The 21,042-nt window shown below is 44.9% G+C and carries 22 protein-coding genes; 8 read left to right on the top strand and 14 right to left on the bottom strand.

Going from position 1 to position 21,042, the window contains the following annotated elements; genetic code table 11:
• Positions 1-630, bottom strand: coding sequence for a high frequency lysogenization protein HflD (hflD, locus tag AABA75_RS08530; RefSeq protein WP_338292190.1), 630 nt, complete (start codon positions 628-630; stop codon positions 1-3).
• Positions 630-1,781: a tRNA 2-thiouridine(34) synthase MnmA gene (mnmA, locus tag AABA75_RS08535; protein ID WP_338292191.1), complete on the bottom strand. Its 1,152-nt coding sequence runs from the start codon at positions 1,779-1,781 to the stop codon at positions 630-632. Before mnmA ends, hflD begins: the two co-directional genes overlap by 1 nt.
• Positions 1,782-2,010: 229 nt before the next feature.
• Here mnmA and AABA75_RS08540 point away from each other — a divergent pair, with 229 nt between their 5' ends.
• Positions 2,011-2,532, top strand: coding sequence for a hypothetical protein (locus AABA75_RS08540; protein ID WP_338292192.1), 522 nt, complete (start codon positions 2,011-2,013; stop codon positions 2,530-2,532).
• Between the two features lie 40 nt (positions 2,533-2,572).
• Here AABA75_RS08540 and AABA75_RS08545 read toward each other — a convergent pair whose 3' ends face one another.
• Positions 2,573-3,136, bottom strand: a complete 564-nt coding sequence (locus tag AABA75_RS08545) for a hypothetical protein (protein WP_338292193.1) — start codon at positions 3,134-3,136, stop codon at positions 2,573-2,575.
• 390 nt (positions 3,137-3,526) lie between these two features.
• On the bottom strand, positions 3,527-4,129 hold the full coding sequence (locus tag AABA75_RS08550; protein WP_338292194.1) for a pseudouridine synthase: 603 nt from the start codon (positions 4,127-4,129) through the stop codon (positions 3,527-3,529).
• Positions 4,130-4,435: 306 nt separating this feature from the next.
• On the opposite strand from AABA75_RS08550, the gene AABA75_RS08555 reads away from it, so the two are divergent.
• On the top strand, positions 4,436-6,664 hold the full coding sequence (locus AABA75_RS08555) for an NADP-dependent isocitrate dehydrogenase (RefSeq protein ID WP_338292195.1): 2,229 nt from the start codon (positions 4,436-4,438) through the stop codon (positions 6,662-6,664).
• Positions 6,665-6,817: 153 nt separating this feature from the next.
• Here the strand turns inward: AABA75_RS08555 and cspD are convergent, their stop codons facing one another.
• On the bottom strand, positions 6,818-7,036 hold the full coding sequence (cspD, locus tag AABA75_RS08560; protein ID WP_229527792.1) for a cold shock domain-containing protein CspD: 219 nt from the start codon (positions 7,034-7,036) through the stop codon (positions 6,818-6,820).
• A gap of 187 nt (positions 7,037-7,223) precedes the next feature.
• Here cspD and clpS point away from each other — a divergent pair, with 187 nt between their 5' ends.
• Both clpS and clpA read left to right on the top strand, forming a co-directional pair.
• On the top strand, positions 7,224-7,544 hold the full coding sequence (clpS, locus tag AABA75_RS08565) for an ATP-dependent Clp protease adapter ClpS (protein WP_338292196.1): 321 nt from the start codon (positions 7,224-7,226) through the stop codon (positions 7,542-7,544).
• Between the two features lie 17 nt (positions 7,545-7,561).
• Positions 7,562-9,835 carry an ATP-dependent Clp protease ATP-binding subunit ClpA gene (gene clpA / locus AABA75_RS08570; protein ID WP_338292197.1) on the top strand — a complete coding sequence of 758 codons (2,274 nt, stop codon included), beginning with the start codon at positions 7,562-7,564 and terminating at the stop codon, positions 9,833-9,835.
• A gap of 106 nt (positions 9,836-9,941) precedes the next feature.
• Here clpA and infA read toward each other — a convergent pair whose 3' ends face one another.
• From infA to trxB, 6 genes are all read right to left on the bottom strand, one after another.
• Positions 9,942-10,160, bottom strand: a complete 219-nt coding sequence (gene infA, locus AABA75_RS08575) for a translation initiation factor IF-1 (protein WP_338292198.1) — start codon at positions 10,158-10,160, stop codon at positions 9,942-9,944.
• 150 nt (positions 10,161-10,310) lie between these two features.
• Entirely contained in the window at positions 10,311-11,003 is a 693-nt protein-coding gene (locus tag AABA75_RS08580; RefSeq protein ID WP_338292199.1) for an arginyltransferase, read from the bottom strand.
• Positions 11,003-11,731, bottom strand: coding sequence for a leucyl/phenylalanyl-tRNA--protein transferase (gene aat, locus AABA75_RS08585; RefSeq protein ID WP_338292200.1), 729 nt, complete (start codon positions 11,729-11,731; stop codon positions 11,003-11,005). Before aat ends, AABA75_RS08580 begins: the two co-directional genes overlap by 1 nt.
• A 124-nt stretch (positions 11,732-11,855) precedes the next feature.
• Complete coding sequence (locus tag AABA75_RS08590; protein WP_338292201.1) at positions 11,856-12,719, bottom strand: tetratricopeptide repeat protein; 864 nt, start codon at positions 12,717-12,719, stop codon at positions 11,856-11,858.
• Between the two features lie 2 nt (positions 12,720-12,721).
• Positions 12,722-13,237 (bottom strand): hypothetical protein, encoded by a 516-nt coding sequence (locus tag AABA75_RS08595; protein WP_338292202.1) that lies wholly within the window; start codon positions 13,235-13,237, stop codon positions 12,722-12,724.
• A gap of 144 nt (positions 13,238-13,381) precedes the next feature.
• Positions 13,382-14,338, bottom strand: a complete 957-nt coding sequence (gene trxB / locus AABA75_RS08600; protein WP_338292203.1) for a thioredoxin-disulfide reductase — start codon at positions 14,336-14,338, stop codon at positions 13,382-13,384.
• Between the two features lie 316 nt (positions 14,339-14,654).
• Between trxB and yfbV the strand changes: the two genes are divergently transcribed.
• From yfbV to AABA75_RS08615, 3 genes are all read left to right on the top strand, one after another.
• Positions 14,655-15,101, top strand: a complete 447-nt coding sequence (yfbV, locus tag AABA75_RS08605; protein ID WP_338292204.1) for a terminus macrodomain insulation protein YfbV — start codon at positions 14,655-14,657, stop codon at positions 15,099-15,101.
• A gap of 130 nt (positions 15,102-15,231) precedes the next feature.
• Positions 15,232-15,789: a phosphoribosyltransferase gene (locus AABA75_RS08610; protein WP_338292205.1), complete on the top strand. Its 558-nt coding sequence runs from the start codon at positions 15,232-15,234 to the stop codon at positions 15,787-15,789.
• A 175-nt stretch (positions 15,790-15,964) separates the two neighbouring features.
• The gene (locus AABA75_RS08615) at positions 15,965-16,633 is read left to right on the top strand and encodes a hypothetical protein (RefSeq protein ID WP_338292206.1); all 669 of its coding nucleotides are present in this window, start codon (positions 15,965-15,967) and stop codon (positions 16,631-16,633) included.
• A gap of 99 nt (positions 16,634-16,732) precedes the next feature.
• On the opposite strand, the gene AABA75_RS08620 is transcribed toward AABA75_RS08615, so the two are convergent.
• The 3 genes from AABA75_RS08620 to AABA75_RS08630 all read right to left on the bottom strand — a co-directional run bounded on the left by AABA75_RS08620 (position 16,733) and on the right by AABA75_RS08630 (position 19,752).
• The gene (locus AABA75_RS08620) at positions 16,733-17,245 is read right to left on the bottom strand and encodes a hypothetical protein (protein WP_338292207.1); all 513 of its coding nucleotides are present in this window, start codon (positions 17,243-17,245) and stop codon (positions 16,733-16,735) included.
• Between the two features lie 276 nt (positions 17,246-17,521).
• A complete protein-coding gene (locus tag AABA75_RS08625) occupies positions 17,522-18,766 on the bottom strand; it encodes an FG-GAP repeat protein (protein ID WP_338292208.1) in 1,245 nt (414 codons plus the stop codon).
• A gap of 74 nt (positions 18,767-18,840) precedes the next feature.
• Entirely contained in the window at positions 18,841-19,752 is a 912-nt protein-coding gene (locus AABA75_RS08630) for an MBL fold metallo-hydrolase (RefSeq protein ID WP_338292209.1), read from the bottom strand.
• A gap of 173 nt (positions 19,753-19,925) precedes the next feature.
• On the opposite strand from AABA75_RS08630, the gene AABA75_RS08635 reads away from it, so the two are divergent.
• On the top strand, positions 19,926-20,864 hold the full coding sequence (locus AABA75_RS08635) for a LysR family transcriptional regulator (protein ID WP_338292210.1): 939 nt from the start codon (positions 19,926-19,928) through the stop codon (positions 20,862-20,864).
• Positions 20,865-21,042: the final 178 nt, after the last annotated feature.

Genomic DNA, 21,042 nt, shown 5'->3' on the forward strand with positions numbered 1-21,042 from the left:
TTAAAAAGTTTGATTGATAGTTTTAAGTGTATTTTCTGCAGAATTCAGAATTTTGTTGCGCTGAAAAATAATATTTCGGCGTTTTCCACCCAGTTGTCGCCACAGCACCGCTGAGCGAATACCCGCTAACAATAGCGCTCTGACTTTATCTTGTACCGATTGCTGCTTCAGTGCAGTTGGATCGCCAGCCACCTGGATTTTATGGGTGAGTGGACTGATGTTATCTTTGTAGATACTGGCCAGGTTCGATACCATCTGGCCTTCAAATAATGACATCATGCTGGTTTGACGCTTAATATTGTCGATGCGTTGGCCAATCTCAGCCAACTTGCCATCGCTGCCGCTTAACTTGCGTTCCAGAGTCAGCAAGCTTGCTACATAGCGCGTTATTTCTTGATCCTTACCAGCTTTGTCGCTCAGTTGTGACACCATCACTTCAAAACCGAATTTCAGGTTCTTCAATGCGCCATAGACATCCAGTGTTGAATCTGGATCCGTTTTTACTATTGAGCTCAGTGTCGCTTCGTAAGCGTCTTCGGAGTAGGGCTTACTGCGAGCAATGGCTTTTACCAGATACGCGGCTTGGCAAACACCAGCCAGCGCCAATTGGGCTTCGTCAAATCTATTCATTAACGTATATAGCTCTCGATAATACCGCCGCCTAAACAGACCTCATTGGCATAGAATACCGCTGACTGGCCCGGAGTGACGGCTTTTTGGGGTTGGTCAAAAATAACCTGACACTGGCCATTTTCCGCCATGCTGATTTGGCAATCAATATCCTGTTGACGATAGCGAGTTTTAACTGTGCAACGAAGTGTTTCACTTGCCGCCACAGGTGCTTTTCGGGCTACCCAGTCTAGCTGCTTGGCAATCAGACCATTGGAAAACAGGCGAGGGTGGTTGGCGCCCTGACCTACAATAAGAACATTATTGGCCACGTCTTTATCCACTACATACCAAGGTTCATCACCGTGGTTTTTAGTACCGCCAATGTGCAAGCCCTTGCGCTGACCCAATGTGTGATACATCAAGCCATCGTGCTCACCAATATCTTCGCCTTCAGCGGTTTTAATTACGCCCGGTTGCGCCGGTAAAAACTTGCTCAAGAAGTCTTTGAATTTGCGCTCGCCGATGAAACAAATACCGGTGCTGTCTTTTTTGTCGTGAGTGATCAATCCTTGCTCTTTGGCAATCTCTCGCACCACAGACTTTTCAATATGGCCAATGGGGAACAGAGTTTGCGCCACATGGTCACTGCCCAGAGTATAGAGAAAATAGCTTTGGTCTTTATTGTCGTCCAGGCCTCGCAGCATCTGCCAACCATCGTCCGCTTTACGGCGTTGCACATAGTGGCCTGTGGCGATGTAATCGGCACCCAGCTCTTCTGCAGCAAATTCAAGAAAGGCCTTAAATTTGATTTCCTTGTTGCACATGATATCGGGATTCGGCGTGCGGCCCGCTTTGTATTCCGCCAGGAAATACTCAAATACATTGTCCCAATATTCGGCGGCAAAGTTGATGGTGTGTAGTTCAATGCCAAGTTTATCCGCTACCTGCTGCGCATCTTGCAGGTCTTCGGCGGCGGCACAATATTCGTCGTTATCGTCTTCTTCCCAGTTTTTCATGAACAAACCTTCCACCTGGAAGCCTTGTTCTTTCAATAAATAAGCGGAAACAGAAGAATCCACACCACCAGACATACCCACAATAACTTTGGTTTGTTCTGGGATGATTTCTTCACCATATTGGCTGATTGCCTTGGGATCAAAATTCGACATCACGACTTGGTTTGTACCTCAATAAATTCGGGCCTTGTAGAATGGGGCGGGATTCTATCAAATTAAAGGGCGAGATTCATTCCAAATGCATCTAAAACAGAACAAAATTTAGAATGATTTTAACAGGCATCGCTTGAGCAATTCATTGCTTGTTATACCCCGAAACAATTAAACAAGATAACACTCGACACATATTTGTTGGGCTTAAGCAAATTTACAAGGAGTGTTTATGCGTTTTACATCTCTACTATTTTCTCTGGTTTTATCTGCACAGTGTTTCAGTCAAGCTTCAGCAGCTGCGCAATTTCCAACACCTGAGTCCGCGCTGGTTGCCTTGTGGAACGGTATGTCTCATGAGCCGGGAAAAGCTTCAGACATCGAATCTTTATCCGCACTATTTCACCCGGAAGCAAAAATTTTTGGCGTCAGTAGCGCAAAAGGGAAACCCGAGCTATTAGCATCTGACAAAAGTGAATTCATAAGTTTGTTATCTGAAGCTAATGAGCAAGGGTTTTTTGAATGTGAAATAGCCAGAAAGGTTGATGTTTATGACAGATTCGCCAGTGCTTACAGTGTGGTAGAAAGTCGCTTTATGCAGAGCGAGATCGCGCCTCAGTTCACGGGCGTCAACAGTATTCAACTATTCAAAGGCAATGATGGCTGGCAGATCATTAGTTTGTGTTATCAGGTGGAAGTGGATGATTTACCTATATCTGCTCCAAATGGCAAGACCGGCCAGTGTCTCAACTAGCATGAGATAGAAATTTGCTGCATCGTAATTGGTGGTCCGTTTAAGGAATATTATCAGCGCAGGCCAGGTACATTGCAGCCTTTATAGCAATATCTGATTTGGGTATTTGGACTGTTATGCCAGGTGAACCAATGGGGGTAACGGTAATTTGATTAGTATTATTGCTCATTAACGCATTGAGAATTTGTGTGACTTCGTCAGCTTTGAGTAGGGTTGAAGTCCAAGGGAGAGCTGTATTGAACGGACTAATTGGCTTACCGTTAAAGCTTATATCGATAAAATGTTCACTATCGGATTTTGAGTTTCTGTTCCTAAATCTGGCAGTTATATTTAAAAGGTGGGTTTTGGTGGGTATTCCGATGTGGTCTGGTGCGTTGTGATAATCAGAGTCGGAACCCCAAAAACCAAACTGAAAACTAATCGAAACATTATCAGTCTCGTTAAACTCAGTGGTTATATCGTTGCCAAGCCAACAAAGACTTTCTCTGTCGTTATAATAGGAATCCCATGTGTTCTCGTCGCTGATGGTTCTCCCAACTCCTGAACTGAATGCAAACCCTGAATAAACAGTGACGATGAACATTACTAGCTTGCTTACAGACATACACAGACCATATCTTTAATAGGGTAAGAAAAAGTTACATCAGGAACGATTGTATGTCTACAGACATTCTGCTTTTAACAATGCCATTCAGCGATAGCAGGACCTACAAATGGTCTATTGATTCAGTGTAGATTTGCATTGGGCTACAGTGAGGTAGTGAATGCCGTTTTTGTCGGGAACAAAAAACGGCCATGCGGACAGCGTTGGTTGAAGCACACACCTTCGTCGAACTAGTCTATTTTTGCTCCCTGCAAAATAGACATTCACGCCGTCCATGTCGCTCGCCGATTAATGCTCCTGCCGAATCGGCATTCACGCCATCCATGGCGCTCGCCGATTAATGCTCCTGCCGAATCGGCATTCACGCCATCCATGGCGCTCAATTTTGACCTACAAAGAAATCTCTTGGTACTTACCATTCTCAATCCCGTCAATGGTCCAGTTACCGACGCGATAGCGGATCAAACGTAGGGTGGGGTAGCCCACATGAGCCGTCATACGGCGCACTTGTCGGTTGCGGCCTTCGGTAATGGTAATGCTCAGCCAGCTGGTTGGTATAGATTGTCGCTCCCGGATGGGCGGGTTGCGCGGCCAGATATCTGGCTCATCCATTAACATCACTTTAGCCGGCGCGGTCATACCATCTTTTAATTCCACGCCGTCGCATAGCGCATTTATACTTTTTTCATTGGGAATACCTTCTACCTGGGCCCAATAAGTTTTTGAGGTTTTGTGCTTAGGGGAGGCCAGTTTATTTTGCAACTTGCCGTTATTAGTGAGCACCAACAGGCCCTCACTGTCGCGGTCTAATCTGCCTGCGGCATACACGTCAGGCACCGGGATAAAGTCCTTTAATGTTTGGCGATTTTCACCATCAGTAAATTGAGATAACACATCAAAGGGTTTATTGAACAAAATAACGCGGGTTTGCTCTGGTGTTTTGGCTTTTTTGTTGATGGCGGATTTGTGACGAGTGGGTTTGTGGCGTTTCATCTGCTGGCAAATTAATAAAAATTTAAGTTTTCCGCTTAATTATAGGGCTTACGCGGTTGTAATTACACAATTTAGCCGTATATCATCTTGCACGACATTCAGAGTGGGTTGACCTTTGCGGTAATGAGCAGCAAAAGTCAGCAGACTTTGAGGCATAAACCACGGGATAAACTGGCCTTCTGGCTAATTTCATCTATGTTTATGTTCTGGATTTTCCCTGATCGTATTTTTGTCAGTTCAGTTAAGTTTTTAACTGAACTGCGTTCGACTAATTTTCGGTTTTAACCGACAGTATCGAGGTTTAACATGGCATCTAAGTCAAAGATTATCTATACCAAAACGGACGAGGCCCCCGCGCTCGCCACTTATTCTCTGCTTCCCATTATTCGTTCTTTCGCTGGTGCGGCAGATATCGATGTGGAGCTGAGCGACATTTCACTGGCGGGTCGTATATTGGCCAACTTCCCTGATTACCTGACTGAAGAGCAGCGCGTACCCGATGCGTTGGCTGAACTGGGGGATCTCACTCAAGAGCCTGATACCAATATTATTAAATTGCCAAATATCAGTGCTTCTATCCCACAGCTGCGTGCAGCCATCAAAGAGTTGAACGAAAAGGGCTATGCCGTTCCGGAATTCCCGGAAGAGCCAAAAGACGAAAAAGAAGCTGATATCAAAGCGCGTTACTCAAAAGTATTGGGCTCTGCGGTAAACCCGGTATTGCGTGAAGGTAACTCTGACCGCCGTGCGCCTAAAGCCGTTAAAAACTATGCTCGCAAGCATCCGCATTCCATGGGCGCATGGAGCCAGGCTTCACGCTCTCACGTTGCCCACATGCGTGGCGGTGATTTTTACTCTAGCGAGAAATCCACCACCATTCAAAAAGAAGGCCACGTGCGCATTGAGTTCACCGACAAAAACGGTGAAGTAACCGTATTAAAACCGCGTATCGACCTGGAAAAAGGTGAAGTTATCGACGGTATGTTCATGAGCAAAAACGCACTGTGCAAATTCTTCGAAGAGCAAATCGAAGATGCACGCGAAACTGGCGTATTGTTCTCCTTACACGTAAAAGCCACCATGATGAAAGTGTCTCACCCCATCGTGTTCGGCCACTGTGTAAAAGTATTCTACAAAGACTTGTTCGAAAAACACGGCAAACTGTTTGAAGAGCTGGGCGTGAATCCAAACAACGGTTTGGGCAGCGTTTACGATAAGATTGCTGGATTGCCTGAATCTCAGCGTTCAGAAATTCAAGCTGATATCAACGCCTGTTACCGCACCCGTCCCGCCATGGCGATGGTAAACTCTGACAAGGGTATCTCTAACTTGCACGTACCAAGTGACGTTATCGTTGATGCTTCTATGCCTGCCATGATCCGTAACTCTGGCCAAATGTGGGGACCAGATGGACAAGCTGCTGACACCAAAGCGGTTATCCCTGAAAGTACCTATGCCACCATTTATCAGGAAGTCATTAACTTCTGTAAGACCCATGGCGCATTCGATCCTACCACTATGGGTAGCGTGCCGAACGTAGGCTTGATGGCGAAAAAAGCTGAAGAGTACGGTTCGCACGACAAGACTTTTGAAATGTTTGCTGATGGCACCATGCGTATTATCGATCAAGATGACAACGTACTGATCGAGCATGAGGTGGAAGAAGGCGATATCTGGCGTATGTGCCAAACCAAAGATGAGCCAATTCGCGATTGGGTGAAGCTGGCGGTAACCCGCTCTCGTCAGTCTGATACACCAGCCATCTTCTGGTTAGATGACGAACGCGCGCACGATTCTCAGCTTATCCTGAAAGTGAATGAGTACCTGAAAGATCACGACATCGAAGGTCTGGACATTACTATCCGTTCTCCTGTTCGCGCTATTCGCTACAGCATGGAACGCGCTATTCGCGGTCTGGATACCATCTCTGTAACTGGTAATGTATTGCGTGATTATCTGACGGATCTATTCCCGATTCTTGAGCTGGGTACCAGTGCCAAGATGCTGTCTATCGTACCTCTGATGGCTGGCGGTGGCCTTTTTGAAACGGGCGCGGGTGGTTCTGCACCTAAGCACATTCAGCAGTTTATCGAAGAAGGTCACTTGCGTTGGGATTCGTTGGGTGAATTCCTAGCCCTGGCAGTATCGCTGGAAGATTTGGCTATTAAGAACGACAACAAAAAGGCGCAATTGCTGGCAAATGCCCTGGACGCCGCGACTGAGAAGTTGCTGAACAATGGCAAGTCACCACTGCGCAAAGCCGGTCAATTAGACAACCGTGGCAGCCACTTCTACCTGGCTAAATACTGGGCAGAAGAATTAGCAGCACAAAGTGACGATGCTGAATTAGCTGGTAAATTCGCACCTCTGGCGAAAGTACTGGCTGAAAGCGAAGATAAAATCGTTGCAGAAATTGATGCCACTCAGTCTAAAGAAACCGACATTGGCGGTTACTACATGATGGACGACGCTAAAACCTCGAAAGCAATGTGCCCAAGCGACACGTTGAACCAAGCGTTAGCGGCTTATCAGTAAGCGCAACCTCAAATAAAAACAAAGCCCGGTGAACTGTGAGTTCACCGGGCTTTTTTTATTCTGAGATAATTGGCTTGTTAAGCTTAATGAGTAGCACAAACACAAAAAGCGAATACTGTGATTCGCCTAGTGACTTAATTTGTTTAAGCGATGTTATCTTTCGGCTTCTAGCTCGAAGGTGATGTTCTCAGCGTGAAGGCCTTTGGGACCATTCTCTACCTCGAAATTCACTTCTTGTCCGGCTTTGAGTGTGCGATAACCGTCCATCTGAATGGTGGAGTAGTGAGCAAAAATGTCTTCGCCTCCACCGTCTGGCACGATGAAACCAAAACCTTTTGCATTATTGAACCATTTAACTTTACCAACAGCCATACTTCTGATTCCTAAGTTTTCCTTGAACTGAACTTTCATTGCCCCCACTATCTCTTATGTGATGTGGGATGTTTTTATTATTTGTAACAAACTGTAGATTTTTTGACCTGAGTGTGTCAAGCCCAAATTCACATTAAATTAATCCAAACGTTAAACCAATTTGATTGTTAGAGTCTATTCTATAGTTATGAGTAAGCAGGACATTATTAATTCAGGTCACGAGAAACAACTGGAAGCGGTGAAAAAGAAGGTTCAGCCGCCCCCGATGTTCAAGGTGATGCTGAACAACGATGATTACACACCGATGGACTTTGTGGTGGAAGTCCTGATGCAATTTTTCAATCTGGATGCTGAAAAAGCCAACCAGATTATGTTGACTGTGCACTACCGAGGTAAGGCAGTGTGCGGTATTTACACCGCTGATGTCGCCGAAACTAAAGTGATGCAAGTCAATCAGTATGCGCGTAAGCATCAGCATCCATTGCTTTGTTCAATGGAACAGGCGTAGTTGTATAAGGGGAATGCATGTTAAATAAAGATCTAGAAAGAACCCTGAATGAAGCGTTTATCTTTGCCAGAGAGCATAAACATGAGTTTATGACGGTGGAGCACCTGCTGCTGGCGCTGCTTGATAATCCTTCCGCGAAAGAAGCACTCAATGCCTGTGGCGCCGACATTGAAGCTATTCGAGCCGAACTCACTACCTTTGTAAAAGAAACCACGCCTATTATTCTGGACGAGGAAGGTGTTGAGAGAGAAACTCAGCCTACACTGGGTTTTCAAAGAGTTTTACAGCGCGCCGTTTTTCACGTGCAATCTTCCGGTAAAGAAGAGGTCACAGGGGCGAATGTTCTTGTAGCTATCTTCAGCGAGCAAGAATCCCAGGCGGTGTACATTCTGAAGAAAGCCGATGTTACGCGTCTTGATGTGGTTAACTTTATTTCTCATGGCATTAGCCGCAACGAAGATGAAGCCAACAATAATGAATCAGAAGACGGAGAAGAGGGCGGCGAGGGCGAAGAGAACCAATCGCTACTGTCTAAATATTCCTCTAATCTGAATGCTCTGGCCAAAGAGGGCAAAATTGATCCGCTTATCGGACGTGATCACGAAGTAGAACGAACCATTCAGGTGTTGTGTCGTCGTCGTAAAAATAACCCGCTATTAGTGGGTGAGGCCGGAGTGGGTAAAACCGCTATCGCTGAAGGTTTGGCCTTCAGGATCGTCGAAGAAAACGTACCGGATGTCATTGCCTCAGCCACCATCTACTCTTTAGATTTAGGCGGCTTGTTAGCCGGAACCAAATACCGTGGTGATTTTGAGAAGCGCCTGAAAGGCATTTTGAAAGAACTGCAGCAAGACCCGGATGCCATTCTGTTTATCGATGAAATCCATACCATTATCGGTGCTGGTGCGGCGTCAGGCGGTGTAATGGACGCTTCTAACTTGTTAAAACCGAAACTGTCCAGTGGTGAATTGCGCTGTGTGGGTTCGACCACTTATCAGGAATACCAAGGCATTTTCGAAAAAGACAGAGCGCTGGCACGTCGATTCCAGAAAATTGATATAACCGAGCCGAGCGTCTCTGATACCACTAAGATATTGATGGGGTTGAAATCTCGCTACGAGAAACACCACAGTATTCGCTACACCAACAAAGCCTTGCAGGCGGCCGCAGAGTTATCTGCTAAGTACATCAACGAGCGCCATTTGCCAGATAAGGCGATAGACGTTATTGATGAAGCGGGCGCCAGCCAGCGCTTATTACCCGCCTCCAGACGCAAGAAAACCATTGGTGTGCCGGATATCGAGCATATCATTTCCAAGATTGCCCGTATCCCTGAGAAGTCCGTATCGGCCTCTGACAAGGATGTACTCAAAAACCTGGGGCGCAACCTTAAGATGGTGGTGTTTGGTCAGGACAAAGCCATTGATACCCTTACAGACGCCATACGCTTATCACGTAGTGGTTTGGGCAATGAGAAAAAGCCCATCGGTTGCTTCTTGTTTGCCGGTCCAACTGGTGTGGGTAAAACCGAAGTGACTCAGCAATTGAGCAATGTCATGGGCGTTGAGCTTGTGCGTTTTGATATGTCGGAGTACATGGAGCGTCACGCTGTGAGCCGATTAATTGGTGCACCTCCGGGTTATGTGGGCTTTGATCAAGGTGGTTTGTTAACCGACGCCGTGATTAAAAACCCATACTCTGTGGTATTGCTGGACGAAATTGAAAAAGCCCATAGCGATATCTATAACATTCTATTGCAGGTAATGGATCACGGTACATTAACTGACAATAACGGCCGTAAGGTGGATTTCCGCAATGTGGTATTGGTAATGACCACCAATGCTGGTGTTCAGGAAACTACGCGCAAGTCGATAGGCTTCCAGCAGCAAGATCACAGCCACGATGCCATGTCGGAAATCAATCGCACTTTCTCGCCTGAATTTCGCAATCGTCTGGATGCAACAGTGTGGTTTAACCACCTCGATGAAGAAGTTATTCTGCAAGTTGTCGACAAGTTTATTGTTGAACTGCAAGCGCAGCTGGATTCCAAAGGCGTTTCGCTGGAAGTGTCGCAGGCTGCTCGCAAGTGGTTGGCTGATAAAGGCTACGACAAAGCGATGGGTGCCAGACCGATGGCTCGTGTGATGCAGGAAGATGTGAAGAAACAGCTTGCCAACGAGTTGTTGTTCGGTGACTTAGTGGATGGTGGGGTTGCCAAGATAGGCATCAAAGCCGATAAGCTCAACTTCACTTACGAGAAAGTGAAAAAGAATAGTAAAGCCGAACATTAATTGGTGTAGATTCTCAGACAATAAAAAAGGTGCGTTACGCACCTTTTTTATTTGTCCGTGTTGCAGGACAAAATCTTGTCAGGGAATAGCCCTGTAATAACGAAGATTATCTGGCGCGGTAAATGATGCGGCCTTTTGTCAAATCATAAGGCGTCATTTCAACAGTAACCTTGTCACCCGTTAAAATACGGATGTAGTTTTTACGCATCTTGCCAGAGATGTGCGCAGTTACAACGTGACCATTTTCAAGTTCTACACGGAACATAGTGTTGGGAAGGGTTTCCAGAATGGTACCTTCCATTTCGATACAATCTTCTTTTGCCATCTATAAAAATCTAACCTCAGATAAAAATACTGGTACCAATCAGTGATGCTGTGATTATTTAGCTGTCACTTGTAACAATTTATTGGTATTACGCAAATGCGGCGTGGATTTTGCCCAAATAGTGTTCGACTGTAAAGGGCTGAGAGCAAATTATTTGCTTATTAGTTGCCATCCGTCCTTGAAATGGCGCTCATGAGGTAAAAATTTGGACTTATAGTTCATTTTCTGACAATCATCGATTTGATATCCCAGATACACATAAACCTTTTGCCATTGGTAGGCCTTATCAATTTGGGTCAAAATCGCAAACGTACCCAGCGAGCGATGTGCGAAGTCAGGGTGAAAAAAAGTATACAGCGCCGACAGTGCGCCATCGAATTCATCCGTAACGGCCACCATGATCAATTGGCCATCTTCATAAAATTCGAAAAACAGTGGATGTGACCAGCTGCTAAACAAAAACTGAAAATACTGATCTTTGTTAGCGGGATACATGGAGCCATCACTGTGGCGTTTATTGATGTATTGCTCATACAGCTGGTAATAGGCGTCTTTGTGTTCCCGGCTGATTTGTACCTGAACGTTTTTGTTGCGAGCTAATACCCGTTTCTGACTGCGACTGGGTTTAAATTTGATCACCGGGACACGGATAGACTGACAGGCACTACACGCGGGACAGTTGGGACGGTAGATCTGTTCGCCACTGCGGCGGAAGCCATGGGCCAACATCACTTCATATTGGGCTTTTAGATCAGGGTCTTGATAGCCCGCAAATACCAATAAACGTTCCTTTTCGTCAGGCAGATAACTACATTCAAAGGTGCCGGTGATGCCAAATTTCATCAGCCCACCGCAGCGAGTACTGAATTACAGACATCCAGATCCTGTCGCCACAGTCCTTTGGGGTAGTCTCGGGTAATTTCATTTCGCAACTGAGCAAGAAAATCTTTACGGGAAATTGAAACCGCACCTAGTGAGCTTAAATGATCGGTTTGCATTTGACAGTCGATAAAGCGACAGCCGAAGTGCTTCATGTACTGTACCAGATGATAAAACGCCAGTTTTGAGGCATTACTGCGTTTGTGGAACATGGATTCGCCACAGAACACGTTTCCAATACCAATGCCATACAGGCCGCCTACCAGTTCGCTGCCTTCCCAAACTTCGATTGAGTGGGCAAACCCCGCATGGTGCAAGCGCACATAAGCTTGCTGCATGTCTTCGGTAATCCAGGTGCCTTTGTCATCCCGAGGAATGGATGCACACACTTTGATGACATCGGCAAATGCTTTGTTCTTGGTAACGCGATAAGGGTGTTTTTTCAGAAATTTGCGAAAGCTTTTAGATACCTGGTAGTCCTCCAGATAAAGAATGCCACGGGGATCGGGTGACCACCAGAGTAGGGGTTCTCCTTCGCTAAACCAGGGGAATATGCCATTTTCATAAGCGCGCAACAGCCGTTCTACAGACAGATCGCCACCAAAAGCCAACAGCCCATTGGGCTCCTCAAGTGCCAATTCCGGCGGAGGGAAGTTAACTGCGTCGTCGAGACGAAATAGCTGGATGCTCATTTCTCGGTATTTTCTCGGGTTATGACCTGGTGGTCAGCGATAGGTTATTTCTTATGATTTTATGCTACAAATGCACAGGCCTCAAGAACGGAGGCCTGTGATCCGGGGACAAAGTGAAGAGAAATTACAGTACGTTTAAAATGGTGTTTAAATTCTCTCCACATAAAGCTTGTAGTTCTTTGTCGTTGGCCAGATTTTTGCGGTTAATACTGAGAATTGCACCGTTCTGTTGTGCAATACTGACGGTGGCCTCCAGGTTACCTAGCTGACAATGTACTTTGAACAAATTGATTAGCGTATTTAATCTGAGCGGATCCACTTCAAAAGCTCTTTGCAAAGTCATTAAACTTTCTTCAAGCTGATTAGTTTTAAGCATCGCATAGCCTTTGTATTCCAGCGCTTCGGCATTGTCTGGCATAAGCGCTAATGCTTTGTCATATTCAATGATTGCCTGCTCAAAGTTTTTATTAAAGCGATGAGCAACACCTTCCTGCACATGTTTGTTAGCCTGTGCTTTGAGCTCATCATTGGCAATAGAACGCATGAAAGACTGACTGACATCTGTACTGGCAATCACGCTCTGATTAAATAAACTTTTAGCGGCGCTGATGTTGCCTACGACATATTCAAGAATGGCTCTGTTGTGGTTTAGTTTCTCTAGTGTTGGGTATAATTCAGGAACATTCTCGACGCTGGCTGCGTCAAGGTACAATTGTCTGGATTGTTGATAGTCTCCTTTTGAAAAGGCGATCCAGCCAGCGGCATTGAGTGAATCAAGTTTTTGTGTTGGTGAGCTACTTTCGGTGATGGACTGCTGAATAAGGCGGGTTGCTTCATCGTACCGCTTGTTCATATATGCCTCTTTGGCATTTTGAAAGTAATAGTTGTATGAACGACTTGGTTCCTCTTGCGTGGTTTCAGGGGCCATTTCTTGTAGGGCGAACGTTGGAGCGGAAATAACTAAAAGTGCAGATAATAAACGCAACATGCTTAAAAGCCTCCAAATTGAGTGTTGTCCTTGGCTTTCTCAAGGACCAGATCTCTTTTTAAATTACTGATTTCAAAACTTTGTTGCTGGATGATATTTTTTTGTTTTCCCACGGTATTATTTTCAAACTCCAATAGGGCATTATTGGACAAGAAAATTGAACCTCTTCCTGTATCGTCTAACGTGGCACGTTCATTACTTACATAGACAGGCGTTTCCTCCGGGTGATAGGGCCGTACTACTATCGCAATTTTGCTTGAAGGACTGAAATAGATATAGAAAACACTTGGGACAAATAGGGCTGCAGAAACAGCAATAAAGGTGCCAGCCAATATGAGTTGTGTTCTGATGTATGGTGTCTTTTTGTCTGCTGGTAGCGTCGTCGCTTTTTCGATTTTATTTTGTGTACCGGTTATTACCGAATAACACATAAATAGCCAAATAGCAGCGATACCTGGTACACCGTATTGAAAGAAGGTTGAAATTGCCTGGAGTGTCTCGGGTGTAAATTCAATCATGGAAAATTAACCTTTCACCTATCTAAAGATGATTTAAGGATAATTCAATAAGGTTAAAAAATTCCAGTTATTTGTTACGGGGCGGGAAGTGGGTATTGGGATAATTGTGGCATTTCGAATTCGAAACGCCACAACCTTATAGAATTAATCGTTTAGCGCATCCAGATACTTCTCAGCATCCAGAGCCGCCATACAGCCAGTGCCTGCAGAGGTGATAGCCTGGCGATAAATGTGGTCACTTACATCACCAGCAGCGAATACGCCCGGGATACTGGTTTGTGTAGCGTTGCCCTCTAATCCACTGTTCACTTTCAAATAGCCGTTTTCCATATTTAACTGGCCTTCGAACAAGCTGGTGTTGGGCTGATGGCCAATAGCCACGAATAAACCCATGATATCTAGCTCTTCAGTGGCATCAGATTGCGTATCTTTGATGCGCACGCCCGTTACACCCATGTCATTGCCTAGTACTTCGTCCAGGGTTTTGTTCAGGTGTAGAGTAACGTTACCGTTTTCTGCTTTATCCAACAGGCGCTGTGTTAAGATTTTTTCCGCACGGAAAGTGTCTCTGCGGTGGATAACGTGCACTTCTGAACAAATGTTAGAAAGATATAGCGCTTCTTCAACCGCGGTGTTACCACCGCCAATTACCGCCACTTTCTGGTTCTTGTAAAAGAAACCGTCGCAAGTGGCACAAGCCGACACACCTTTACCCATGAAAGCTTGCTCACTTTCCATACCCAGATACTTGGCAGAAGCACCAGTACAAATAATTAATGCATCACAGGTGTATTCACCCACATCACCTCTCAGACGGAAAGGACGCTGTGTTAAGTCAGCTTTATTGATGTGATCAAAGATGATTTCAGTGTCGAACTTTTCAGCGTGTTTCTGCATTCTCACCATCAAATCCGGGCCTTGCAGACCTTCTGGATCGCCAGGCCAGTTTTCCACTTCAGTGGTGGTGGTAAGCTGGCCACCTTGCTGGATGCCGGTGATCAGTACCGGGTTCAGGTTGGCTCTGGCAGCATAAACGGCGGCAGTATAGCCCGCAGGGCCTGAGCCCAAAATCAACAGTTTTACATGTCTGGCTTCTGACATTTTATTCTCCTGGAATTAACGGATAGCCGTTTTGATATTTTGTACGGCGATCTGGATATTTTGAGTCGATGTTGGGTTGAATCAGAGCAAATCAAGAGGCGGTGCTTAATTCGATGCAACATTTGTTGCATGGAGTTTAAAACTTCTCAGATATTCCGCAAATGACAAAAATCGTTACAAGCAATCAGATAAAGTGATTAATAATTTTTGGCAGGAATACCGATATAAAGTTAGTATTAGTGATGTATTGAGTTTTTTTTAAGCGTCACTATTAAAGTAAATGTGTCGTTAAATAAATGGTAAAGAGGTAGTTTCCATGGCGCAAGGTATCGGAGCCGTTCTCCGAGATGGTCAGGATTACATGAAGGTCTGGCCAAGGCAGAAACAGCTGTTTTCACTGTTCCCCGACGGTAAAATTGTGGTGGCAACGGAATTTGCCATCAAAGTCATGCCACCTGCTGCCGTTGTCGCTGCTGCATCATTGATCAATATTCACGGTGCTGAGTATGCACCACAAGCCATCGCTATCGCCGCCTTTTTTATCAGCTTACCCCTACAAGGTTTGATGTGGCTTGGACATCGTTCTAAGCAAAACTTACCGCCAGCGATCCGCAGCTGGTATCAGGAAATTCACAGCAAAATGCGTCAGCAAGGCTGTCAGTTGCAGTCGGCGAAGTCACGTCCGCGCTACAAAGAACTGGCACAGCTGCTGAAAACTGCATTCGACGAGCTGGACAAGGTGTTTACTCGCCAACTGTTTTAGCGCCACCCTAAATTGACTATTTGGTTAAAAAAAGGCCGTTTATGCTGCGTAAACTCGACAGTATGAGACTTTAGCATTACCCTTAAGCAATACTTTTTTACGATTTAATAAAGTCGATTCGGACCCCTAAATGAACAAACACTTTATTACAGCACAGTCGTTGCTGGAAGATTCGTTCCGTCTTGCGGCGGACGTCTACAAAGATGGCTTCAGGCCGCAATTTATCATTGGTATCTGGCGTGGTGGCACACCGGTCGGGATCGCGGTGCAAGAGTTTTTTGATTACAAAAAAGTGCACACCGACCACATTGCCGTGCGCACTTCTTCTTATTACGGAATTAATCAACAGTCTAAAACCATCAAGGTACATGGTTTGCAATACCTTGTAGAAAACGCCAATGCCGACGACGGTTTGTTGATCGTGGATGATGTGTTTGACTCAGGCCGCAGTATTGCTGCCCTAATTGAGCAAACTAAAAAACTGATGCGCTTAAACACGCCAAAAGACATTCGCATTGCAACGCCTTGGTACAAACCCAAGAACAACAAAACTAATATCACCCCGGATTACTACGTACATGAAACCGACGAGTGGTTGGTATTCCCCCATGAGTTATCTGGCCTCACTAAAGAAGAAATCCGCGAGGGTAAATCGGATATTGCCGATGTACTGAATTTGATCCTTTAGAAATTTGTTGGATTTTTAAAAAGAAAAACCGCTCAAATGAGCGGTTTTTTGTTTTTATTGTGCCAATATTTTATTTACCTGACCCTTTTGATTTACTTTGAGCCTTTTTGAATCGGCTACTAAATAACAAATAACCAGTTGTCTTGGGTTTACCGAAGCCGGAGGAATTGATTTCGTGAAATACGAAATGTTTGGGATAGTGCTATTTGCCTTCACTTCTGCACCTTTAGCGCAAACAAATGAGCGCTATACTGTTGTTGTTTCAGAAATTGCAAACATGCTCACACAACCACCGGCCCCGGAAGGTACCTATAACCGTTTTCTGTCGACTTTGGATAATATTGAGGTAGTTTTTATGCCGCCAGCCAGAGTCGCCATTGAATTTCCTAAGAACTACCTGAACTGCATTTTCCCCGCCAGTACAGAAACCATGCCGAATAAGCAGCTTCTGCTGGAAAGTAGCCCACTTGAAGTAGCCTATGCTTACCTCTTTACCCTGGAAGAGCAAAGGCGTGATGAACTCAATGCAAATTCAAAAATAGCCATTCGTCGTGGCTTTACTTATGGTGGAATTCGCCGATCATTGTCAGCCAATTATATTGAGTTAGACGATGACGCCACTGTTCTGCAATTCTTAAATCTTAAACGTGTAGATGCTGTAATTAGTTATCTCGCTGATATTCAAGGTGCTGCCGAAAATTTGAAGTTCCCGATGCCGCATTTTCAAAAATACACACCAATTTACGCTGCACGCGAAGCATTTGTGTGTCATGACAATAGCCGCAATAAAATTTTTATTGAGCAAGTCAATGATGCCATACAAAAATGGAAAGCACGTTATTAATAGGAATACCCCTAATATTCAGAGTAATACTACTGTAAGACAGTGACTGAACTAATTTCGCCTGGTTATTGACTTTGTAACGTCAATTCATAAACCCGGCTAACTTAGAGAAAATATCGATTGATATTGTTTTATGGAATTTTCGTTGCTTTTAGTCCCGGTGGCGTCTTCTTTACTGGCGCGCTCGTTGGCTTCTTTTACCAGTTCCTCTAGTGCTTCCTTTAGTTGTTCTAACTTATCTTTGAGCACATTTAACTCTTCTTTTTGCGCAGGGGTATGAGGTTTTTGTTCGCTTAAGGCATCGATGGCCGTTTCGGTTTTTTCAATTTCCTCTTTCAGCTCATCCATCTTTTCCTGATCAATACCCAAACGCGCTAGGGTTAAACGCTCAAAGGCCTCTTCCAGAAAGCTTTTGGGTTGTTCCTCGGCGGCAAGATTTGCCGAATCTTCCGCATCAGATGGTATGGTAGCGGCGGCAGTTTGCCTGCTTGAAGAGCCATTTAATCCACCTATTCCAGGTTCACTGGAAGATTCAGTGGATTGACTCTGAGACCCATTTCTCGCTGCAGACATATTCTGCCAGCGCTCGTAATCCGCTTGAGACACTATCACGTCATCACTCCTTTTATTTGGATAGTCTGTTATTTCCCTTAGACATAGCATGAACCACGCCAGGAATAGTAAGGGAGGCGAATTGAATGGTTTTAGAGCGCTGTTGGATGTTTGCAAAGCATCACTATGAAATGAGGGCAGGGCACAGCACCAGCTTATCGACAATCTGCGACAATATCTGCCATTGTGTTCATTAAATACCCATTGTCGGGAATGACAAATGGCTTCGTTAAAGGTATCGCAATCAGAGGAAATGCGTAAATGACCGAATGCAAATCATTGTTTTTGGGTAGCGCTTTTTAATTGTTTTACAAAAACAGCACCTGAATTCTCGCCTTTTGCATCATGGTTTGGGGAAACTATCACCGCCTTATTGCCTGATAAACCAATATTCCATCCAAATCTATCATTGGCAAAGCTCTTATTAGCTGTAATTTTTGAAGTGAATTGCCAGTTGCCTGATACTTTTTCATAAACATAAACCGCCCCGGTATCTATGCCTTTTGCATCATGATTCATGGCGCTGATGATTGCCTTATCACCGCTTAATGCGACGCCGCGTCCAAACCTGTCGTCAGCTTGGCCGTCGGGTGATGTGAGTTTTACTTTTTGTGTCCATTTTCTGCCATTTCGCTCAAAAATATAGGCGGAACCCGCATCTATACCAATCCCTTCGACGTCATCTCTTCGTGCCGACACTAACGCGACATTGCCCGAAATGGCGACCCGAACACCAAATATATCGGTATCTCCAGCATCGTCTGCTATCAGCTTGGCTTCTTGTATCCATTTGTTGTCATGGTCAAGGACATAAACATACACAGCGCCTGCGTTTTCTGCTTTTTCATCGTGCAAATCTGCACCCACCACAATGGTCTCGCCATCTATGGCAATGCTTATACCAAATAGATCTCCCGCAGCACCATCACTGGCTTTGATTTTGGTTTGATACTGCCATGCATCGCTCTCTCGTTTGTAAATGTAAGCTGCGCCAGAGTTCTCGCCCATTGCGTCGCTTCGCGGCGCCCCAATCACCAGGTGGTTCTCTGTAAGGGAAATACTCTGACCAAAGGCATCACCCGGTTTGGCATCTGGTGCGGTGATTATTTGCGTCTGTTGCCAACTATCACCATGGCGTTCAAATACGATTACCGCGCCCGCGTCTTTGCCTTTATCATCTCTTCCTATCACACCTAACACAGCAATATCATTGTTTAACGCGACGTTGCCGCCAGTGGTATCCTCGGCAAAGAAGGGGGCAGCCACTAGTTTAGCTTGCTGATGCCAGGCGTTGTCATTCAAAACATAAACATAAGCAGCCCCTGCATCCATAATCTGGTTGATATCGGCTTTATAAGCGCCAACCAGAAGGGTATTTCCATCAATCGCAGCGCTGTAACCAAAGTAATCTTCAGCCTTGCCATCCTTGGCAACAATCATATCTTGTGTGGCAAAGCTATTTGCAGCCAATAAAATGAATATGGCACCTATGTAGTGTTTGCTAATTCGGCTTAATTTCATAAATTATCTCTTACTTTCTATTCAATAATTGGCCGTCATTTGTTTAAAAATGGCGTATTAACATACAGCAAATATTATTCAAGCTTCCCTGTAATATCGTAGTAATGAGTGGTTACCATCAAATCCGTGTTGATAAACTGCCAACTCCATGTTTTTGTATAGCTCTCTAATGGCTTAAGTGCCTTGATTGTTGTTAAAGCCAAGCCTTGCTCTACCAGGCCCTGAATTATCTTGTGGGTCTCGCTAAGCATGGCGATAGTGGCTTTCAGGTCTTGCAAGTTTGCTATCGGACCATGCCCGGCGATGATTTTTGTGTTGTGATCCGAGACGCTGATTATTTTTTCAATACCTGCAATATAACCTGCTACTGAGCCGCCATTATCAATATCAATAAATGGGAAACGGCGATTAAACAGCAGGTCTCCAGCATGTATCACATTGGCCTCTTTGAATACCACAAAGAGATCGCTATTAGTATGGGCGTTTGGCGCGTGATAAAGCCCAATAGACTGACCATTCATATTGATAGTCGTGTCATCTGAAACGTCAATCGTTGGGTAATAATCGGGCGTAAACATCGGGGCCTCACGCCCCAACATTTTGAGTGCTGTTGGATTCTTAAGATAGCCACGAACATTGGGATGCGCCATGATAACGGCGCCACGCTGTTTAAAGTAAGCATTGCCTCTGACGTGATCGCGATGAAAGTGGGTATTGAGGATGAGATTGACATCTCGGTTGCCCGACAGCGTTTTTTGAGTGTCATCGATAAGCTCCACCAGGTGCTCCATCTGTGTATCAACCATGAACACGCCATCTTCACCCACTAACACAGCAACATTGCCAGAGCGGTCTGTTCGCAATTCATAAATGTGACTGCCAAGGTCGGTGATCTTGATATCAAAACCTTTGTCGGCATCGTGATTGTGCGCTAATGCAGCACTGCACCAACAGCAGATAACCATCAACGGGATCAGTTGTTTCATGTTTCCACTCGTTCACTGTATTTGATTGTGCTGCTGATATTAAGGAGGCATAGGAAGAAAATATAATTTTAAAATTGCATCCCATTCATTTCAAAATATGATGAATTCGCAAAAATAACTGTTCATTTATAAATTTTTGTGATGAATTGGAGCGGTGATTAAGGAGGTTTGTTATGCGCACTCAAGAATTAAAATTATTAGTTATCTTTGATGTCATCATGACAGAAAAGTCAATTACCCTGGCTGCTGAACGATTAGCAATGACACAACCTGCTGTTTCCAATGCCGTGTCCCGAATGAGAGTTTTGTGGAAAGACCAACTGTTTGTTCCTGATGGCCGTAAAATACAGCCAACGTCTTATGCCAATAACTTTTGGGATAAGGTACGAGACTCCTTACGCAATATTAATCAAGCTATCGAACCGGAGGAGTTTGAAGAGGGCAGTGCGCAGCGGACCTTCAGAGTTGCTCTACCAGACATCGCGCTTGATGCCCTTTGGCCAGACTTAAGAAAACTATTTGAGGATGAAGCCCCCGGACTTAATTTGCATGCTGTCCCTTACACTATCGCCAGCACTAAGCCGGTTTTGGACGCCGCTGATGTTGATCTTGTTATCGGGCAGGGCAATCGTTCACTGGAAAATATCTGCACTGAACACCTGTTCGATACCAGCTATGTCTGTGTTATGCGCAAAGGTCACCCTTTAACAAATAAACCGTTGACCATTGAAGCCTTTTCAAAAGCAGATCACTTATTAATTTCACTGTCTGGCGACATTTCCAGTCCGGTAGACCAAACGTTACAGCAATCCGGGCTCACACGGCGAATTGCCATTACGGTGAACAGTTTTTCCTCTGCCGTTCCGATTATCAAAAAGACGGATGTTATTGCGATTTTACCTACAGACCTTGTTCACAATCATCTAGATAACAATGAGATTGCCGTTTTCCACCCACCACTGGATATTCCTCATTCATCAATTTCCATGTTATGGCACAAGCGCCAGAGTAGCGATAAAGGATTAATTTGGTTACGCAATCAGATAAAGCGCATATTCATCGAACGAAGAACCCAGCAGGTTCAGGCCGTGTTGGATTTTATTGATTCGTAGGTTATTTGTATCGAAATGGGTATTTAGAAGCGGCGGGTTCTTGGAGATAGTACGTTTTGATTGCAGCGGTGTTGGGTGGCTTATCATGTCCACCTTCATGGGGCTCTTGCTATGTTTACCGAATTGCGTGATTTTGGTAAATAAAAGCAAATTATCTTCAGTTTCCTTCGCAAAAAAA

Origin of the sequence: Planctobacterium marinum, assembly GCF_036322805.1 — a bacterium.
In the GTDB taxonomy this organism is placed as follows: domain Bacteria; phylum Pseudomonadota; class Gammaproteobacteria; order Enterobacterales; family Alteromonadaceae; genus Planctobacterium; species Planctobacterium marinum_A.